The following is a 14,498-nucleotide window of genomic DNA, read 5'->3' on the forward strand; positions in this document are numbered from 1 at the left end:
CATGGCAGTGACCGATCCCCTGGGTGATTTGCTCACCCGCATCCGCAATGGCCAGCGCGCGAAGAAGGACTCCGTCCTCTCGCCGGCGTCGAAGCTGCGCATCCGCGTGCTCGACGTTCTGCAGCGCGAAGGCTATATCCGTGGCTACAGCGACGAACAGATGGGCCCGGCCGCCGGCGTCCGCATCGAGCTGAAGTATTTTGAGGGCCAGCCGGCGATCAAGCACGTCGCCCGCGTCTCGAAGCCCGGCCGCCGCGTCTATTCCGGTTCGCAGGAACTTCCCCGCGTCCGCAACGGCCTCGGCATCACCATCGTCTCGACGCCACGTGGCGTTCTGTCCGACGCGGAAGCGCGTGAGCAGAATGTTGGCGGCGAAGTTCTCGCAGAGGTGTTCTGATGAGCCGCATTGGCAAGAAGGTCATCCCGGTTCCGGCCGGCGTGACCCCGACGATCCAGGACAAGCAGATCAGCGTGAAGGGCCCCAAGGGCACCCTGACGATGCCGCTGCGCGAAGAGATCAGCTACACGCTCGAGGACGGCGGCATTTCGGTGCAGCCGGCCAATGACACCAAGCGCGCTCGCGCGTTCTGGGGCATGCAGCGCACGATGGTCGCCAACCTGGTGACCGGCGTCACCGACGGCTTCTCCAAGAAGCTGCTCATCACCGGCGTCGGCTATCGCGCCGCGGCCCAGGGCAAGACCCTGAAGCTGCAGCTCGGCTACAGCCACGACGTCAACATCGACGTGCCGGAAGGCCTCGAGGTGAAGACGCCCGACAACACCACCGTCGAGATCAGCGGCGCGGACAAGCAGAAGGTCGGTCAGCTCGCTGCCGAGATTCGCCAGTGGCGCAAGCCCGAGCCGTACAAGGGCAAGGGCATCAAGTACGACGGCGAGTTCATCTTCCGTAAGGAAGGGAAGAAGAAGTAATGACCAAGGGTCTCTCTCTTTTCGCAAAGCGGCGCCGCCGCAATCGTACCGCGCTGAAGGCTCGTGCCGGCACCCGTCCGCGGTTGTCGGTGCACCGCTCGGGCAAGCACATTTACGCCCAGGTGATCGACGACGTGGCGGGTACCACTGTCGCGTCGGCCTCCACCCTGGAGAAGGACGTGCGTGGCCAGTCGGGCGCCAACATCTCGGCAGCGACCGATGTCGGCAAGCGCGTCGCCGAGGCTGCCAAGGCAGCCGGCGTCACCCAGGTCGTGTTCGACCGCGGTGGCTTCCTGTTCCACGGCCGTGTCAAGGCGCTGGCCGAGGCCGCCCGTGAAGCCGGATTGGAGTTCTAAGAATGGCTGACGAGAACAACATTCAGCCGGCCCAGGCCGAGGGCGCGCCGCAGGCGGACGCTCCGGCACAGGGTCAGCAGCAGGGCGGCTTCGGCGGCGGTCCTGGTGGCGGCAACCGCGGTCCCCGCGGTGGTCGTGGCCGTGGCGGCCCGGGCGGCGGTCCCGGTGGCAACCGTGGCGGTGGCCGCGACGGCAACCGCGGTCGTGACAATCGTGGCGGCCGTCCCGGCAGCGACGATGGCGGCGAGGAGCTGATCGAGAAGCTGGTTCACATCAACCGCGTCTCGAAGACGGTGAAGGGCGGCAAGCGCTTCGGCTTCGCGGCGCTGGTCGTCGTGGGCGACGGCAAGGGCCGGGTCGGCTTTGGTCATGGCAAGGCACGCGAAGTGCCGGAAGCCATCTCCAAGGCGACGGCAGCTGCCAAGAAGGCGATGATCCGCATCCCGCTCCGCGAGGGTCGCACGCTGCATCATGATGGTAACGGCCACTTCGGTGCCGGCCGCGTGACGCTTCGCGCGGCGCCGCAGGGCACCGGCATCATCGCGGGTGGCCCGATGCGCGCCATCTTTGAATCGCTCGGCGTTGCCGATGTGGTGACCAAGTCGGTCGGCACGTCCAACCCGTACAACATGATCCGCGCCACGTTCGAGGCCCTTGGCGAGCAGACCTCGCCCAAGGCCGTCGCGCAGCGTCGCGGCAAGAAGATCGCCGACCTGCTCGGCCGCGGTGGCGCCGACAAGGACGTTGCCGAGGCGCAGGCCGAAGCGATCGCGGAGTAACCGGACATGGCAACGATCAAGATCAAGCAGACCGGTTCGCCGATCCGCCGCACCAAGGATCAGCGCGCAACGCTGATCGGGCTCGGCCTCAACAAGATGCACAAGGTCTCGGAGCTGGAGGACAGCCCCGAGGTCCGCGGGATGATCCGCAAGGTGCAGCACATGGTCGAGGTCCAGGGCTGAGCCCCTACCTCCACCTAGTGACAAATATGGGGAAGGGGGCTAAGCGGCCCCCTTCCTTTTTCCATCAGCGCGACAAAAGCGAAAGCGAGTGCATATCATGAAGCTCAACGAACTCCGCGACAACCAGGGTGCCCGCAAGTCCAAGATCCGCGTCGGCCGCGGTATCGGTTCCGGCAAGGGCAAGACCGGCGGACGCGGCCAGAAGGGCCAGAAGAGCCGCGAGGGCGTGTCCATCGCCGGCTTCGAGGGTGGCCAGATGCCGCTCCACATGCGGCTGCCGAAGCGCGGCTTCAACAACATCTTCGCCAAGGATTATGCCGAGGTGAACACCGGCGCGATCCAGAAGGCGCTCGATTCGGGCAAGCTCTCGGCCGAGGGCACGATCGACCAGGCCGCGCTCAAGGCCGCTGGCCTGGTGCGTGGCGGCAAGGACGGCGTCCGTCTCCTCGCCAAGGGCGAGCTGACCACCAAGCTCTCGTTCCACGTCGCGGGTGCCTCGGCTGGCGCCAAGGCGATGGTCGAGAAGACCGGCGGGTCGCTCGACATTCCGGTCGTCGTGCCGGCCGCCGAGAAGGCCGCCGCCAAGAAGGGCGTGCAGTACAAGGCACGCCAGGAAAAGAAGGCCTCGTTCAAGGCGTAACGTCGGTTCCCCGGCCTGGCCGGGGAACAATAGCTCGTTGAGGTTAGACAAGCCTTCGAGCATGACTATATGAGCGGCGGGGCGGGTAAAAACGCATCCCGCCGTTTTTGTTTCCAGGACACGCACACGCATGGCATCCGCAGCCGACCAGATGGCGCAAAGCATCAGCCTGTCGAAATTCGCGCAGGCGACCGACCTCAAGAAGCGGCTGTGGTTCACGATCGGTGCGCTGATCGTCTTCCGCCTGCTCAGCTACGTGCCGCTGCCCGGCATCGATCCCACCGCGCTGACCGATCTCGCGCAGCGCACCAACGGCGGCGTGCTCGATTTCTTCAACGCCTTTTCGGGCGGCTCGCTCAAGCGCGCCAGCCTGATCGCCTTGGGCGTGATGCCCTACATCACCGCCTCGATCGTCGTGCAGCTCGCCACCTCGCTGTCGCCGCAGCTTGCGTCGATCAAGAAGGAAGGTGAGTCGGGCCGCAAGAAGCTCAACCAATACACCCGCTACGGCACCGTCGCGCTGACCGCGATCCAGGGCTATTTCATCGCCATCGGCTTCCAGAGCCAGGGCGTGGTGGTCGAGCCGGGGATGATCTTCATCGTCGGCGCGGTGATCTCGCTGATTGGCGGCACCATGTTCCTGATGTGGATCGGCGAGCAGATCACCGCGCGCGGGATCGGCAACGGCGTGTCGCTGATCATCATGGCCGGCATCGTCGCCAACCTGCCGACCACGCTGGTCAACCTGATGGAAGGCGGCCGCACCGGCTCGATCGATGCGGTCCGGCTGATCGGCATCATCATTGCGGTGGTCGCGCTGATCTTGTTCATCTGCTTCATGGAGCGCGCCCAGCGCCGCATCCTGATCCAATATCCCAAGCGCCAGACCCAGCGCGGGATGCAGGCCGATCGCAGCCACCTGCCGCTCAAGATCAACACCGCGGGCGTGATCCCGCCGATCTTCGCCTCGTCGCTGCTGCTGATGCCGCTGACCATCTCGCAGTTCGCCGGCCAGCGCGTCGCGGGCGAATCGCGTTGGGGTGATTTCATCATCACCCTCAACCAGTATCTTCAGCACGGCTCGCCGGTGTACATGGCGCTCTACGCCGCCGGCATCATCTTCTTCTCGTTCTTCTACACCGCCGTGGTGTTCAACCCGGAAGAGACCGCCGACAATCTGAAGCGCTATGGCGGGTTCATCCCCGGCATCCGCCCCGGCAAGAACACCGAGACCTATTTCGACTACGTCCTCACCCGCATCACCGTGATCGGCGCGGCGTATCTGACGATCATCTGCCTGCTGCCCGAGTATCTGGTCTCGGCCCTGTCGATCCCCTTCTATCTGGGCGGCACCAGCCTGCTGATCGTGGTCAACGTGACGATGGACACGGTGACGCAGATCCAGTCGCACCTGTTGGCCCACCAATATGGCGATCTGATCAAGAAGGCGAAGCTGAAGGGCGGTCGCCTGCGCTAAGCGGGGATCGGGACGGCAGGGAATTCGGGAGTAGCTGTGAACATCATCCTTCTAGGGCCGCCGGGTGCGGGCAAGGGCACTCAGGCCCAGCGACTGACGGCCGAGCGCGGGCTCGTTCAGCTCTCGACCGGCGACATGCTGCGTGCCGCCGTCGCGTCGGGGTCGCCGGTCGGCCTCCAGGCGAAGGCGGTGATGGAAGCGGGCGAGCTCGTGTCCGACGCGATCGTCTCGGCGCTGATCGGCGAGCGGCTCGATGCCGGTGACACCGGCAAGGGCGTGATCTTCGACGGCTATCCCCGCACCGCCGCACAGGCCGACGCGCTCGACACCTTGCTGTCGGACCGCGGCAACCAGCTCGATCACGTCATCGAGCTCGAGGTTGACGAGGCTGCGCTGATCGAGCGCATCGAGGGTCGCTTCACCTGCGCGAACTGCGGCGAGGGCTATCACGATCGCTTCAAGCTGCCCAAGGTGCCGGGCGTCTGCGACGTCTGCGGCTCGACCGAGTTCAAGCGCCGGCCCGATGACAATGCCGAGACGGTACGCACCCGCATGACCGAATATCGCGCCAAGACCGCACCCATCCTGCCGATCTACGAGGTGCGTGGCTTGGTCAGCCGGGTCGACGGCATGCGCTCGATGGAGCATGTCGCCGAGGCGATCGCGGCGATTCTGGACGGGCGCGGCTGAGCGGATCGTCAGGTGGATCGGTAGTGACGATCCACTTGGGTCCCCATCCGTCATCCTGAAACAAGATCGGGATGACGGAAGTGTCTGTGCGAGGCGGCAGCCTGCACCGCGCTAGCGCCCAACATGACGAATCTGTCATCTTTGGGTCACCGTCTCGTTCCCCGCGTCCCCCTATCTCGGTGACACGGCCGATCACATCGGTCAGCAGTTCAACGAGATCGGTACCCGACACTCCCGGGGGTATCGTTGGGGGCCGGCGGAAAGCGTGCTTTTCGCCGGCCTTTCCGTTAGGAGGGATGCGTGAGCCGGAAGATCCTGATCGTCGAGGATGATGCCTCCACCTCCGCCTATCTGGCCAAGGGACTGGGCGAGGCGGGCTATGCCGTTGAGGCCGCGAAGGACGGGCGCGACGGCCTGTTCCTGGCGAGCGAAGGCATCTTCGATCTGATCATCGCCGATCGCATGCTCCCGGGGCTCGACGGCCTGTCGATGGTGAGCGCGATCCGCGCCGCGGGGATCGACACGCCGGTGCTGATCCTCTCCGCGCTCGCCGCGGTCGACGATCGCGTCGATGGCCTGCGCGCCGGCGCCGACGATTATCTGTGCAAACCCTTCTCCTTTGCCGAACTCTCCGCGCGGATCGACGCGCTGGTCCGCCGCTCGGATCGCGCCGCCAGCGAGCCGCAGAAGACCAGGCTCGCGGTCGGCGATCTCGAGATCGATCTGCTCGCGCGCCAGGTGACGCGGGCCGGCCGCACCATCCCGCTCGGCGCGCGCGAGTTCAACCTGCTCGAATTCCTCGCCCGCCACGCCGGCCAGGTCGTCACCCGCACGATGATGCTGGAGAAGATCTGGAACTATCACTTCGATCCGGGCTCAAACGTCGTCGACGTCCACATCGGCCGGCTCCGGCGCAAGCTCGAGGACGGCTTCGCCTCGCCCATTCTCCACACGGTGCGCGGCGCCGGTTACCGCCTGGCTGCCGACGCGCTCTAGACCGTGACCGGTCACGACGTCGGGTTGGCGGGAAGGGCGGCAGCTGCGCTACAGCGGCGCATGCGCTTGTCCGTCACCGCCCGCATCGCGCTGCTCTCGATCGCGCTGGCGCTGCTCTCCAACCTCGTCCTCGTCGGCTTTGTCTGGCAGCAGACCCATGTCGCCGCGCTCGGTACCGTCCGGCGCGAGACGATCGAAACCTCCGATGCGATGCGCGCGGTGTTCCGCAACGGCGGCCTGCGCGCGGTGGCGGACGCGATCGGCGGGGCGCGTGCGCCGGGCGACACCTCGCTGCTGCTTGCGGTGGTCGACGGCAGCGGCCGCCGGATTCTCGGCTACGGCCCGACGCGCCTTGGCGTGCGGCTGGTTCCTACCACCTTTCGGGTCGACGACCTCGACAACAGCTCGGCAACCAGTGACGTCGGTTATGCGCTACATCCGATCGGTCGGTACTGGCTACTGGCCGGGCGCAGCCTCGATCTGGTCAGCGCCGAGCAGCAGGCGATCGAACGCGCGCTGGCGCTCGCTGTTATGTTCTCGCTGATCCTCGGTATCGGTGCCGGACTGGTGCTCGCGCGCTACGTGGCGCTGCGGCTCGATCGCATCGCCGCGGTGGTGGAGGCGGCAGGGGAGGGCGATCTGTCGCGCCGGGTGCCGCTCGGGGTGGCGGCGGGCGACGCGTTCGACCGGCTCGCGGCGCGGCTCAACGCCATGCTCGAAAAACTCGAGCGGCTGATGGTCGAGCTGCGCGTGGTCACCGACAGCCTCGCCCATGATCTGCGCTCGCCGCTCGCGCGGTTGCGCACCAAGACCGAGCAGGCGGTGCTGATCGCCGATCCTGCCGCGCGCGAGACGGCGCTTGGCGGTTTGCTGGTGGAGACCGATCTGGTGATGCGCATGCTCACGATGGTGATCGAGATCAGCCGCTCCGAGGCGATCTCGCGCGATCGCTTCAGCGCGGTCAGCCCGGCCCGCCTGGTGGAGGAAATTGCCGAGCTCTACGAGCCCGTTGCCGAGGATGCCGGCCTCGCCTTCATTGTCGCGATCGACGATCGGCCCCCGGCGATGCCGCTGCACCGCGAGCTGCTCAGCCAGGCGATCACCAATCTCATCGACAATGCCCTCAAGCACGGCGCCAGTGGCGGCAGCGTCACGCTGCGACTTGCGCATGAAGACGGTGGGATCGTCATTCAGGTCGAGGACCGCGGGCAGGGCATCGCCGAGGAGGATCGTGCCCAGGCGATCAAGCGCTTCGGCCGCCTCGATGCGGCCCGTAGCACCCCCGGCGCCGGGCTCGGCATGGCGCTGATCGAGGCGGTCGCCCGGTTGCACGGCGGACGTTTCGAGCTCAACGACAACCATCCCGGTCTGATCGCGCGCATCGTGCTGCCCGCGTGAATGAAGGTGAACTAAGCCGTTCGTGCTGAGTCTGTCGACGCACGGTGAAGCTCATGTCGTTAGACAAGGCCGAGGCGAGGAATTACGCAAATCCGTTCGTGCTGAGCCTGTCGAAGCACAGTGAGACTCATCCCCGTCGACAAGCTTGGGCCGAGCGCGAGGCCGCGGTTGACCTGGCGTTTCGGCGAGCAGGATCCCTGCCGTCGGCAGCTGACGCTCAGGCGGCCCGTCGCGCGTCCAGCGCTGCATCAATCCGCGCCACCAGTTCGAGAAGCGATGGCGGCGTCCAGGGCGTGCTGCCCATGATCGGCATCTGCACTTTCTTGCCGATCCGGCTATAAGCCTGGTCCTTCGCGGCGAGGTGTCCGATCTCCTGCATGGGCCATTACCTGCCGTCGCCCGGCTAAGATTCGGTTAATCGCGCCGTAACACCCTCTTTACCGGACCAAATCCGATGGACGCGCTTACCCTGTTCGGCCTGTTCGCCGTTACCTTCATGCTGATCTGCTATGTGCTCGAGGAGCGGGCGCGGATCTGGACGCTGCTGTTCGCCTTTGGCTGCCTGCTCGGGTCGGCTTACGGCTTCCTGCAGGGGGCCTGGCCGTTCGGTGCGGTCGAGCTGATCTGGTTCGTCGTCGCGCTGCGCCGCTGGTGGAAGATGCCCTCCGGCAAGCCCGCCAGGGTGGGGGAACCCATCGCTTGACACCGCGTTTGCGCGCGCTTAACTGAGCGTTACTCCGATCCACCGGTTCCCGGCGGCGCTCTCCTGCGCTCGCCGCGCTACTGCGTTAACGTTCCGGCGGGTTGGGAGTGATGCGACGAGATGGGGGATGTGCGGCCATGCCGTTCCCCGTGGAGCTAGGAGAAACATTTCATGGCACGTATCGCGGGTGTCAACATCCCGACCAACAAGCGCGTGGTGATCGCGCTGACCTACATCCACGGCATTGGCCCGACCAAGGCCAAGGAAATCACGACCAAGCTGGAGATCGCTCCGGAGCGTCGTGTCCAGGACCTGACCGATCAGGAAGTGCTGCAGATCCGCGAAGCGATTGACGCCGATCACACCGTGGAAGGCGATCTGCGTCGCCAGACCGCGATGAACATCAAGCGTCTGATGGACCTCGCCTGCTACCGTGGCCTGCGCCATCGTCGTGGCCTGCCGGTCCGCGGCCAGCGCACGCACACCAATGCGCGCACCCGCAAGGGCAAGGCCAAGCCGATCGCCGGCAAGAAGAAGTAATTCGTCCGGGGGACGAATTACTCCGCCGGAGGCTCTCGACGTTCGTCGTCGTTCCCTCGGCGTTCCAGCTACTATAGGTCAGGACATTATCCATGGCACGTGAACCGCAGCGCATTAAGCGGCGCGAACGCAAGAACATCACTGCCGGCGTCGCTCATGTGAACGCCAGCTTCAACAACACCATGATCACCATCACCGACGCGCAGGGCAATGCCATTTCGTGGTCGTCCGCCGGCATGATGGGCTTCAAGGGCAGCCGTAAGTCCACCCCATATGCGGCCCAGGTTGCAGCGGAAGACGCCGGCAAGAAGGCCGCCGAGCACGGCGTCCGCACCCTCGAAGTCGAGGTCAAGGGCCCCGGTTCGGGCCGCGAGTCGGCGCTGCGCGCGCTGCAGGCGGTTGGTTTCCAGATCACGTCGATCCGTGACGTGACCTCGATCCCGCACAACGGCGTTCGTCCGTCCAAGCGTCGTCGCGTCTGATTTCTCACGCGCCGGCTGACGAGTCGGCGCGCTTTCCTTCCGGCTGGAACTGCCCCCGTTCCGGCCCAAATTAGGGGACACCTGTGTCTGTCAATGCAAAGAACTGGCAGGAACTGAAGAAGCCCAACGGCCTTGAGAAAAAGGGCGGCGATGGCAAGCGCAAGGCGACGTTCGTCGCCGAGCCGCTGGAGCGTGGCTTCGGCCTGACGCTCGGCAACGCGCTGCGTCGCGTTTTGCTCTCCTCGCTCCAGGGCGCGGCCGTGACCTCGATCAAGATCGAGAACGTGCTTCACGAGTTCTCGAGCCTGACCGGCGTCCGCGAGGACGTCACCGACATCGTCCTCAACGTCAAGCAGATCGCCATCCGCATGCAGGGTGAGGGGCCCAAGCGCCTCCAGCTCTCCGCGACCGGCCCTGCCGAGGTGAAGGCCGGCGACATCGCCGTGTCGGGTGACATCGAGGTGATGAACCCCGAGCTGATCATCTGCCATCTCGACGAAGGCGCGACGCTCAACATGGAGCTGACCGCCGACATCGGTAAGGGCTATGTGCCTGCGACCGCCAACCGCCCGGCCGATGCGCCGATCGGCCTGATCCCGGTCGACGCGCTCTATTCGCCGGTGCGCCAGGTGTCGTACAAGGTCGATCCGACCCGCGTCGGCCAGGACCTTGATTACGACAAGCTGACGCTGACGATCGAGACCGACGGCACCGTCACCCCGGAAGACGCCGTCGGCTATGCCGGCCGCATCCTCCAGGACCAGCTGGCGCTGTTCGTTCACTTCGACGATTCGTCGGTCACCCGCAGCTCGGCCCCGATTGGCCAGGCAGCGGCGCCGGCGGCAGGCGGCGAGGCTGCTGGCGATACCCAGCAGATCAACCGTTACCTGCTCAAGAAGGTCGACGAGCTCGAGCTGTCGGTGCGTTCGGCCAACTGCCTCAAGAACGACAACATCATCTACATCGGCGATCTGGTCGGCAAGACCGAGGCCGAGATGCTGCGGACGCCGAACTTCGGCCGCAAGTCGCTCAACGAGATCAAGGAAGTGCTGTCCTCGATGGGGCTGCGACTGGGTATGGAAATCCCCGGCTGGCCGCCTGAGAACATTGAGGAAATGGCCAAGAAGCTCGAGCAGGAGATCATGGGCTGAGCTGTTTCCGTCCAACCCGTCACCCCAGCGAAAGCTGGGGTCTCGGGGTGATGACGGGATGGGCCAGACATGCTGACCTAAGACTGACGCCCGCGTGCGATATGCGTGACGTTAGCGAAGTTACGAGGGTTGTGGGCGGTGGCCCGTGTCGCACCGCCTGGTCTGAGGTTCCGTCAAACGGCCTCTTAACGAACTGAAGGAAGATACCATGCGTCATCGTGTTGGCGGCCGTAAGCTGCAGCGTACCTCTGCCCATCGTCTTGCCCTGTTCCGCAACATGTCTGCAGCGCTGATCAAGCATGAGCAGATCACCACCACCGTCGCCAAGGCGAAGGAGCTGCGTCCCTACGTCGAGAAGCTGGTTACCCTCGCCAAGAAGGGTGGCCTGTCCAACCGTCGCCTGGCCCATTCGCGCCTGCTCGACGATGCCCAGCTGGTGAAGCTGTTCGACGTGCTGGCCGAGCGTTATGCCGGCCGCAACGGCGGCTACACCCGCGTCATCAAGGCCGGCATCCGCGCCTCGGACGCCTCGCCGATGGCGATCATCGAGTTCGTCGACCGCGACGTCACGGCCAAGGGTCAGGACTCGGGCCCGGTCATGAACGACGAGGATTTCGACGACGCCGCCTGAGCGTCCTCGCATCGTCTACCGCAACGGCCGCGTCCTTCCGGGACGCGGCCGTTGTCGTTTGTGGGGCAGGGCCTTTCCACCCGCGCAACATCTGCTAGGAGGCTCGGGCATGACCCATCATGCCTCTGAGAGCATCCTGATCGTCGACTTCGGCAGCCAGGTCACCCAGCTCATCGCCCGCCGCGTCCGCGAAGCCGGCGTCTATAGCGAGATCGCCCCCTTCCAGTCCGCAGACGAGGCGTTCGACCGGATCAAGCCTGCTGGCATCATCCTCTCTGGCGGCCCCGCCTCGGTCACCGCGCTCGGCAGCCCCCGCGCGCCGCAGCGCTTCTTCGAGGCAGGCATTCCCATCCTCGGCATCTGCTACGGCCAGCAGCTAATGAGCGCGCAGCTCGGCGGCAACGTCGTCATCTCCGATGACGGCGGCGAGTTCGGCAAGGCCTTCGTCGACGTCAAGACCAGCTGCGCGCTGTTCGACGGCCTGTGGGCAGAGGGCGAGCGCCATCAGGTGTGGATGAGCCACGGCGACAAGGTCAACGCGATCCCGCCGGGCTTCACCCCCGTCGCCACCTCGGAAGGCGCGCCCTATGCGATCGTCGCCGACGAGGCGCGGCGCTTCTACGGCCTCCAGTTCCACCCCGAGGTGGTCCACACCCCCGATGGCGGCAAGCTGATCGCCAACTTCGCCCGTCATGTCTGCGGCCTTGCCGGCGACTGGACGATGGCCGAGTTCCGCGACGCCAAGATCGCCGAGATCCGCGCCCAAGTCGGCAGCGGCAAGGTTATCTGCGGCTTGTCCGGCGGGGTCGATTCGTCGGTCGCTGCGCTGCTGATCCACGAAGCGATTGGCGATCAGCTGACCTGCGTGTTCGTCGACGGCGGCATCCTGCGGGCGGGCGAGGCCGAGCAGGTCGTCGGCCTGTTCCGCGGCCACTATCACATCCCGCTCGTCCACGTCCAAGCGCAGGACCTGTTCATGAATGGTCTCGCCGGGGTCACCGATCCCGAGGCCAAGCGCAAGTTCATCGGCAAGACCTTCATCGATGTGTTCGAGGCCGAGGCCAAGAAGATCGGTGGTGCCGAGTTCCTGGCACAAGGTACGCTGTACCCTGACGTGATCGAGAGCGTCAGCTTTACCGGCGGGCCCTCGGTGACGATCAAGAGCCACCACAATGTCGGTGGGCTGCCCGAGCGGATGAACATGAAGCTGGTCGAGCCGCTGCGTGAGTTGTTCAAGGACGAGGTCCGCGCGCTTGGCCGCGAGCTCGGCCTGCCGGACGTGTTCGTTGGCCGTCATCCCTTCCCCGGGCCCGGCCTGGCGATCCGCATCCCCGGCGAGGTCACCAAGGAGCGCTGCGACATCCTGCGCAAGGCCGATGCCGTCTATCTCGAGGAGATCCGCAACGCCGGGCTGTACGATGCGATCTGGCAGGCCTTTGCGGTGCTGCTCCCCGTCCGCACCGTCGGCGTGATGGGCGATGGTCGCACCTATGACCACGTCCTCGCCTTGCGCGCCGTCACCTCCACCGACGGCATGACCGCCGAGGTATTCGACTTCCCGAGCGACTTCCTGCCGCGGGTCGCGACCCGGATCGTCAACGAGGTGAAGGGCGTCAACCGCGTCGTCTACGATTATACCTCCAAGCCACCCGGCACGATCGAGTGGGAGTGATCGCCTCCAGCCCTCTGGTCGCCGGCACCATGCGATCGCCGGTTGGCGAGCTGACGCTGGTGGCCGGCGACCGGGGGCTGGTCGCGATCTTGTGGGAGAACGATCCGCCGCAGCGCGTGCCGCTCGGCATGGTTGGCGCCCATGCCGGGCATCGCGTGATCGATCAGGCGCACGCCGAACTCACCGCCTACTTCACCGGCGAGAGAACCAGCTTCTCGGTCCCGCTCGACTTTCGCGGCACCAGCTTCCAGCGCCAGGTGTGGGCGCAACTGCTCGCCATCCCTTATGGCGAGACTCGTAGCTATGGTGAGATCGCCCGCCAGCTTGGCTGCGCCGGCGCCAGCCGCGCTGTCGGCGCCGCCAACGGCCGCAATCCGATCTCGATCATCGCCCCATGCCACCGGGTGGTGGGCGCCACCGGCAAGCTGACCGGCTTTGCCGGCGGCCTGGCCGCCAAGCAGTGGCTGCTGCGACACGAGCAGGGCTCAGCCGGCTTGCCGCTGTTCGCCGGTTGATCTGCATCGTCTGACCCGCTAACAGGCGCCCAGCATCAAGAGTCGGGACGACGCCCGACACCAACCTGCTCCCGAGCAAGGTGGTGCCTCCATCATCGATGGAGGGATGTGGCCTGACCGGCAACAATCGGGATGAAGCCATATGCGTCGATCTGCTTCTGGTGCGCACCGGAACAAGGATAGACGCGATGATCGACGACCAGCAATTCGCCAGCGACAATTATGCCGGGATATGCCCCGAGGCATGGTCGGCGATGGCCGAGGCGAACGGCGGCTCGGCGACGGCCTATGGCGATGATGCCTGGACGCAGCGCGCGTCCGACGCCTTCCGGACCCTGTTCGCGACCGACGCATGCGAGGTGTTCTTCGCGTTCAACGGCACCGCGGCGAACTCGCTGGCGCTGGCGTCGCTCTGCCAATCCTATCACAGCGTGATCTGTTCCTCGCAGGCCCATGTCGAGACCGACGAATGCGGCGCCCCCGAGTTCTTTTCCAACGGCTCCAAGCTGCTCGTCGCGCAGACCCCGGACGGCAAGCTGACGCCCGATGCGATCCGCTCGCTGGCAAGAAGCCGGGCCGACATCCATTTTCCAAAGCCGCGGGTAGTCACCATCACCCAGCCGACCGAGACGGGGCAGGTCTATTCGATTGCGGAGGTGACCGCGATCGCGGCGACGTGCCGCGAGCTCGGGCTGAAGCTGCACATGGACGGCGCGCGTTTCGCCCATGCCTGTGCGACGCTTGGCTGTGCGCCGGCCGACATCACCTGGAAGGCCGGTGTGGACGTATTGTGCTTCGGCGGCACCAAGAACGGCATGGCAGTTGGAGAGGCGGTGCTGTTCTTCGATCCAGCGCTGGCGCTCGACTTCGATTACCGATGCAAGCAGGCGGGGCAGCTCGCGTCCAAGATGCGCTTCCTGTCGGCGCCTTGGGTTGGTTTGCTGGAGAGCGGCGCGTGGTTGAGCAACGCGGAGCATGGCAATGCCTGCGCGGCGCGGCTGGCGGCGCAGGTGCGCGGGCTATTGGGCATCGAGCTGATGTTTCCCGTCGAGGCCAATGCAGTGTTCATGGCCGCGCCCGAGCCAGTGCTCGCGCGGCTGCGCGAGCTTGGCTGGCGCTTCTATACCTTCATCGGCGGGGGCGCCCGGTTCATGTTCGCCTGGGATGCCGTGCCGGCACGGGTTGATCAGCTTGCGGCCGATATTCGTCGGGCGAGCTGCGAGGCAGTGTCAGATCTCGCGTATGAGGCGGCAGAGTGAGTGGCGGTGTGAGGTCGTCTTCCCCGGGCGAAAACCGCATGAGGCTTAGCGCGGGTTGCTGCTGGTACTAGCGTCTTTCCGGCGCGCCGATCGTTG

Annotated in this window: 19 protein-coding genes and 1 riboswitch; of the genes, 18 read left to right on the forward strand and 1 reads right to left on the reverse strand. The window is 65.8% G+C overall.

Going from position 1 to position 14,498, the window contains the following annotated elements:
- The first annotated feature begins 1 nt into the window (after nt 1).
- The 10 genes from rpsH to AC07M8_RS02365 all read left to right on the forward strand — a co-directional run bounded on the left by rpsH (nt 2) and on the right by AC07M8_RS02365 (nt 7,449).
- A complete protein-coding gene (gene rpsH, locus AC07M8_RS02320) occupies nt 2–397 on the forward strand; it encodes a 30S ribosomal protein S8 (RefSeq protein ID WP_037534152.1) in 396 nt (131 codons plus the stop codon).
- Nucleotides 397–930, forward strand: a complete 534-nt coding sequence (gene rplF / locus AC07M8_RS02325) for a 50S ribosomal protein L6 (protein WP_267395907.1) — start codon at nt 397–399, stop codon at nt 928–930. The genes rpsH and rplF overlap by 1 nt, the downstream gene beginning before the upstream one ends.
- On the forward strand, nt 930–1,286 hold the full coding sequence (rplR, locus tag AC07M8_RS02330; protein WP_267395908.1) for a 50S ribosomal protein L18: 357 nt from the start codon (nt 930–932) through the stop codon (nt 1,284–1,286). The genes rplF and rplR overlap by 1 nt, the downstream gene beginning before the upstream one ends.
- Before the next feature lie 2 nt (nt 1,287–1,288).
- Nucleotides 1,289–2,065 (forward strand): 30S ribosomal protein S5, encoded by a 777-nt coding sequence (rpsE, locus tag AC07M8_RS02335; RefSeq protein WP_267395909.1) that lies wholly within the window; start codon nt 1,289–1,291, stop codon nt 2,063–2,065.
- A 6-nt stretch (nt 2,066–2,071) separates the two neighbouring features.
- A complete protein-coding gene (gene rpmD, locus AC07M8_RS02340; RefSeq protein WP_017979476.1) occupies nt 2,072–2,248 on the forward strand; it encodes a 50S ribosomal protein L30 in 177 nt (58 codons plus the stop codon).
- A 97-nt stretch (nt 2,249–2,345) separates the two neighbouring features.
- Complete coding sequence (rplO, locus tag AC07M8_RS02345) at nt 2,346–2,888, forward strand: 50S ribosomal protein L15 (RefSeq protein ID WP_495172817.1); 543 nt, start codon at nt 2,346–2,348, stop codon at nt 2,886–2,888.
- 130 nt (nt 2,889–3,018) lie between these two features.
- Nucleotides 3,019–4,365, forward strand: a complete 1,347-nt coding sequence (secY, locus tag AC07M8_RS02350) for a preprotein translocase subunit SecY (RefSeq protein ID WP_495172818.1) — start codon at nt 3,019–3,021, stop codon at nt 4,363–4,365.
- Between the two features lie 36 nt (nt 4,366–4,401).
- Entirely contained in the window at nt 4,402–5,055 is a 654-nt protein-coding gene (locus AC07M8_RS02355; protein WP_495172819.1) for an adenylate kinase, read from the forward strand.
- A gap of 300 nt (nt 5,056–5,355) precedes the next feature.
- The gene (locus AC07M8_RS02360) at nt 5,356–6,051 is read left to right on the forward strand and encodes a response regulator transcription factor (protein ID WP_267395913.1); all 696 of its coding nucleotides are present in this window, start codon (nt 5,356–5,358) and stop codon (nt 6,049–6,051) included.
- Nucleotides 6,052–6,111: 60 nt separating this feature from the next.
- Nucleotides 6,112–7,449 (forward strand): sensor histidine kinase, encoded by a 1,338-nt coding sequence (locus AC07M8_RS02365; RefSeq protein WP_495172820.1) that lies wholly within the window; start codon nt 6,112–6,114, stop codon nt 7,447–7,449.
- A gap of 217 nt (nt 7,450–7,666) precedes the next feature.
- On the opposite strand, the gene AC07M8_RS02370 is transcribed toward AC07M8_RS02365, so the two are convergent.
- A complete protein-coding gene (locus AC07M8_RS02370; RefSeq protein WP_495172821.1) occupies nt 7,667–7,828 on the reverse strand; it encodes a hypothetical protein in 162 nt (53 codons plus the stop codon).
- 75 nt (nt 7,829–7,903) lie between these two features.
- On the opposite strand from AC07M8_RS02370, the gene AC07M8_RS02375 reads away from it, so the two are divergent.
- From AC07M8_RS02375 to AC07M8_RS02410, 8 genes are all read left to right on the forward strand, one after another.
- Nucleotides 7,904–8,152: a hypothetical protein gene (locus AC07M8_RS02375; RefSeq protein ID WP_495172822.1), complete on the forward strand. Its 249-nt coding sequence runs from the start codon at nt 7,904–7,906 to the stop codon at nt 8,150–8,152.
- 171 nt (nt 8,153–8,323) lie between these two features.
- Nucleotides 8,324–8,692: a 30S ribosomal protein S13 gene (rpsM, locus tag AC07M8_RS02380; protein WP_267395917.1), complete on the forward strand. Its 369-nt coding sequence runs from the start codon at nt 8,324–8,326 to the stop codon at nt 8,690–8,692.
- 92 nt (nt 8,693–8,784) lie between these two features.
- Entirely contained in the window at nt 8,785–9,174 is a 390-nt protein-coding gene (gene rpsK, locus AC07M8_RS02385) for a 30S ribosomal protein S11 (protein WP_146570143.1), read from the forward strand.
- An 83-nt stretch (nt 9,175–9,257) separates the two neighbouring features.
- Nucleotides 9,258–10,325, forward strand: a complete 1,068-nt coding sequence (locus tag AC07M8_RS02390) for a DNA-directed RNA polymerase subunit alpha (RefSeq protein WP_267395918.1) — start codon at nt 9,258–9,260, stop codon at nt 10,323–10,325.
- 208 nt (nt 10,326–10,533) lie between these two features.
- A complete protein-coding gene (gene rplQ / locus AC07M8_RS02395; RefSeq protein WP_495172823.1) occupies nt 10,534–10,956 on the forward strand; it encodes a 50S ribosomal protein L17 in 423 nt (140 codons plus the stop codon).
- Nucleotides 10,957–11,065: 109 nt separating this feature from the next.
- Nucleotides 11,066–12,628 carry a glutamine-hydrolyzing GMP synthase gene (gene guaA / locus AC07M8_RS02400; RefSeq protein ID WP_495172824.1) on the forward strand — a complete coding sequence of 521 codons (1,563 nt, stop codon included), beginning with the start codon at nt 11,066–11,068 and terminating at the stop codon, nt 12,626–12,628.
- A 29-nt stretch (nt 12,629–12,657) separates the two neighbouring features.
- On the forward strand, nt 12,658–13,143 hold the full coding sequence (locus AC07M8_RS02405) for a methylated-DNA--[protein]-cysteine S-methyltransferase (RefSeq protein ID WP_495172825.1): 486 nt from the start codon (nt 12,658–12,660) through the stop codon (nt 13,141–13,143).
- Nucleotides 13,144–13,170: 27 nt separating this feature from the next.
- Nucleotides 13,171–13,281: riboswitch (SAM-I-IV-variant riboswitch) on the forward strand.
- Between the two features lie 50 nt (nt 13,282–13,331).
- Nucleotides 13,332–14,402, forward strand: a complete 1,071-nt coding sequence (locus AC07M8_RS02410) for a threonine aldolase family protein (protein WP_495172826.1) — start codon at nt 13,332–13,334, stop codon at nt 14,400–14,402.
- Nucleotides 14,403–14,498 lie beyond the last annotated feature (96 nt).

The organism is Sphingomonas sp. GW821-FHT09E03, assembly GCF_059416225.1.

Excerpts from the sequence above, each read along its gene's own strand:
- rplR (WP_267395908.1), top strand. The coding sequence starts at position 930 with ATGACCAAGGGTCTCTCTCTTTTCGCAAAGCGGCGCCGCCGCAATCGT.
- rplO (WP_495172817.1), top strand. The coding sequence starts at position 2,346 with ATGAAGCTCAACGAACTCCGCGACAACCAGGGTGCCCGCAAGTCCAAG.
- rpmD (WP_017979476.1), top strand. The coding sequence starts at position 2,072 with ATGGCAACGATCAAGATCAAGCAGACCGGTTCGCCGATCCGCCGCACC.
- AC07M8_RS02370 (WP_495172821.1), bottom strand. The coding sequence starts at position 7,828 with ATGCAGGAGATCGGACACCTCGCCGCGAAGGACCAGGCTTATAGCCGG.
- AC07M8_RS02365 (WP_495172820.1), top strand. The coding sequence starts at position 6,112 with ATGCGCTTGTCCGTCACCGCCCGCATCGCGCTGCTCTCGATCGCGCTG.
- rpsE (WP_267395909.1), top strand. The coding sequence starts at position 1,289 with ATGGCTGACGAGAACAACATTCAGCCGGCCCAGGCCGAGGGCGCGCCG.
- rplF (WP_267395907.1), top strand. The coding sequence starts at position 397 with ATGAGCCGCATTGGCAAGAAGGTCATCCCGGTTCCGGCCGGCGTGACC.
- secY (WP_495172818.1), top strand. The coding sequence starts at position 3,019 with ATGGCATCCGCAGCCGACCAGATGGCGCAAAGCATCAGCCTGTCGAAA.
- rpsM (WP_267395917.1), top strand. The coding sequence starts at position 8,324 with ATGGCACGTATCGCGGGTGTCAACATCCCGACCAACAAGCGCGTGGTG.
- AC07M8_RS02375 (WP_495172822.1), top strand. The coding sequence starts at position 7,904 with ATGGACGCGCTTACCCTGTTCGGCCTGTTCGCCGTTACCTTCATGCTG.
- guaA (WP_495172824.1), top strand. The coding sequence starts at position 11,066 with ATGACCCATCATGCCTCTGAGAGCATCCTGATCGTCGACTTCGGCAGC.
- rpsH (WP_037534152.1), top strand. The coding sequence starts at position 2 with ATGGCAGTGACCGATCCCCTGGGTGATTTGCTCACCCGCATCCGCAAT.
- rplQ (WP_495172823.1), top strand. The coding sequence starts at position 10,534 with ATGCGTCATCGTGTTGGCGGCCGTAAGCTGCAGCGTACCTCTGCCCAT.
- AC07M8_RS02405 (WP_495172825.1), top strand. The coding sequence starts at position 12,658 with ATGCGATCGCCGGTTGGCGAGCTGACGCTGGTGGCCGGCGACCGGGGG.
- rpsK (WP_146570143.1), top strand. The coding sequence starts at position 8,785 with ATGGCACGTGAACCGCAGCGCATTAAGCGGCGCGAACGCAAGAACATC.
- AC07M8_RS02410 (WP_495172826.1), top strand. The coding sequence starts at position 13,332 with ATGATCGACGACCAGCAATTCGCCAGCGACAATTATGCCGGGATATGC.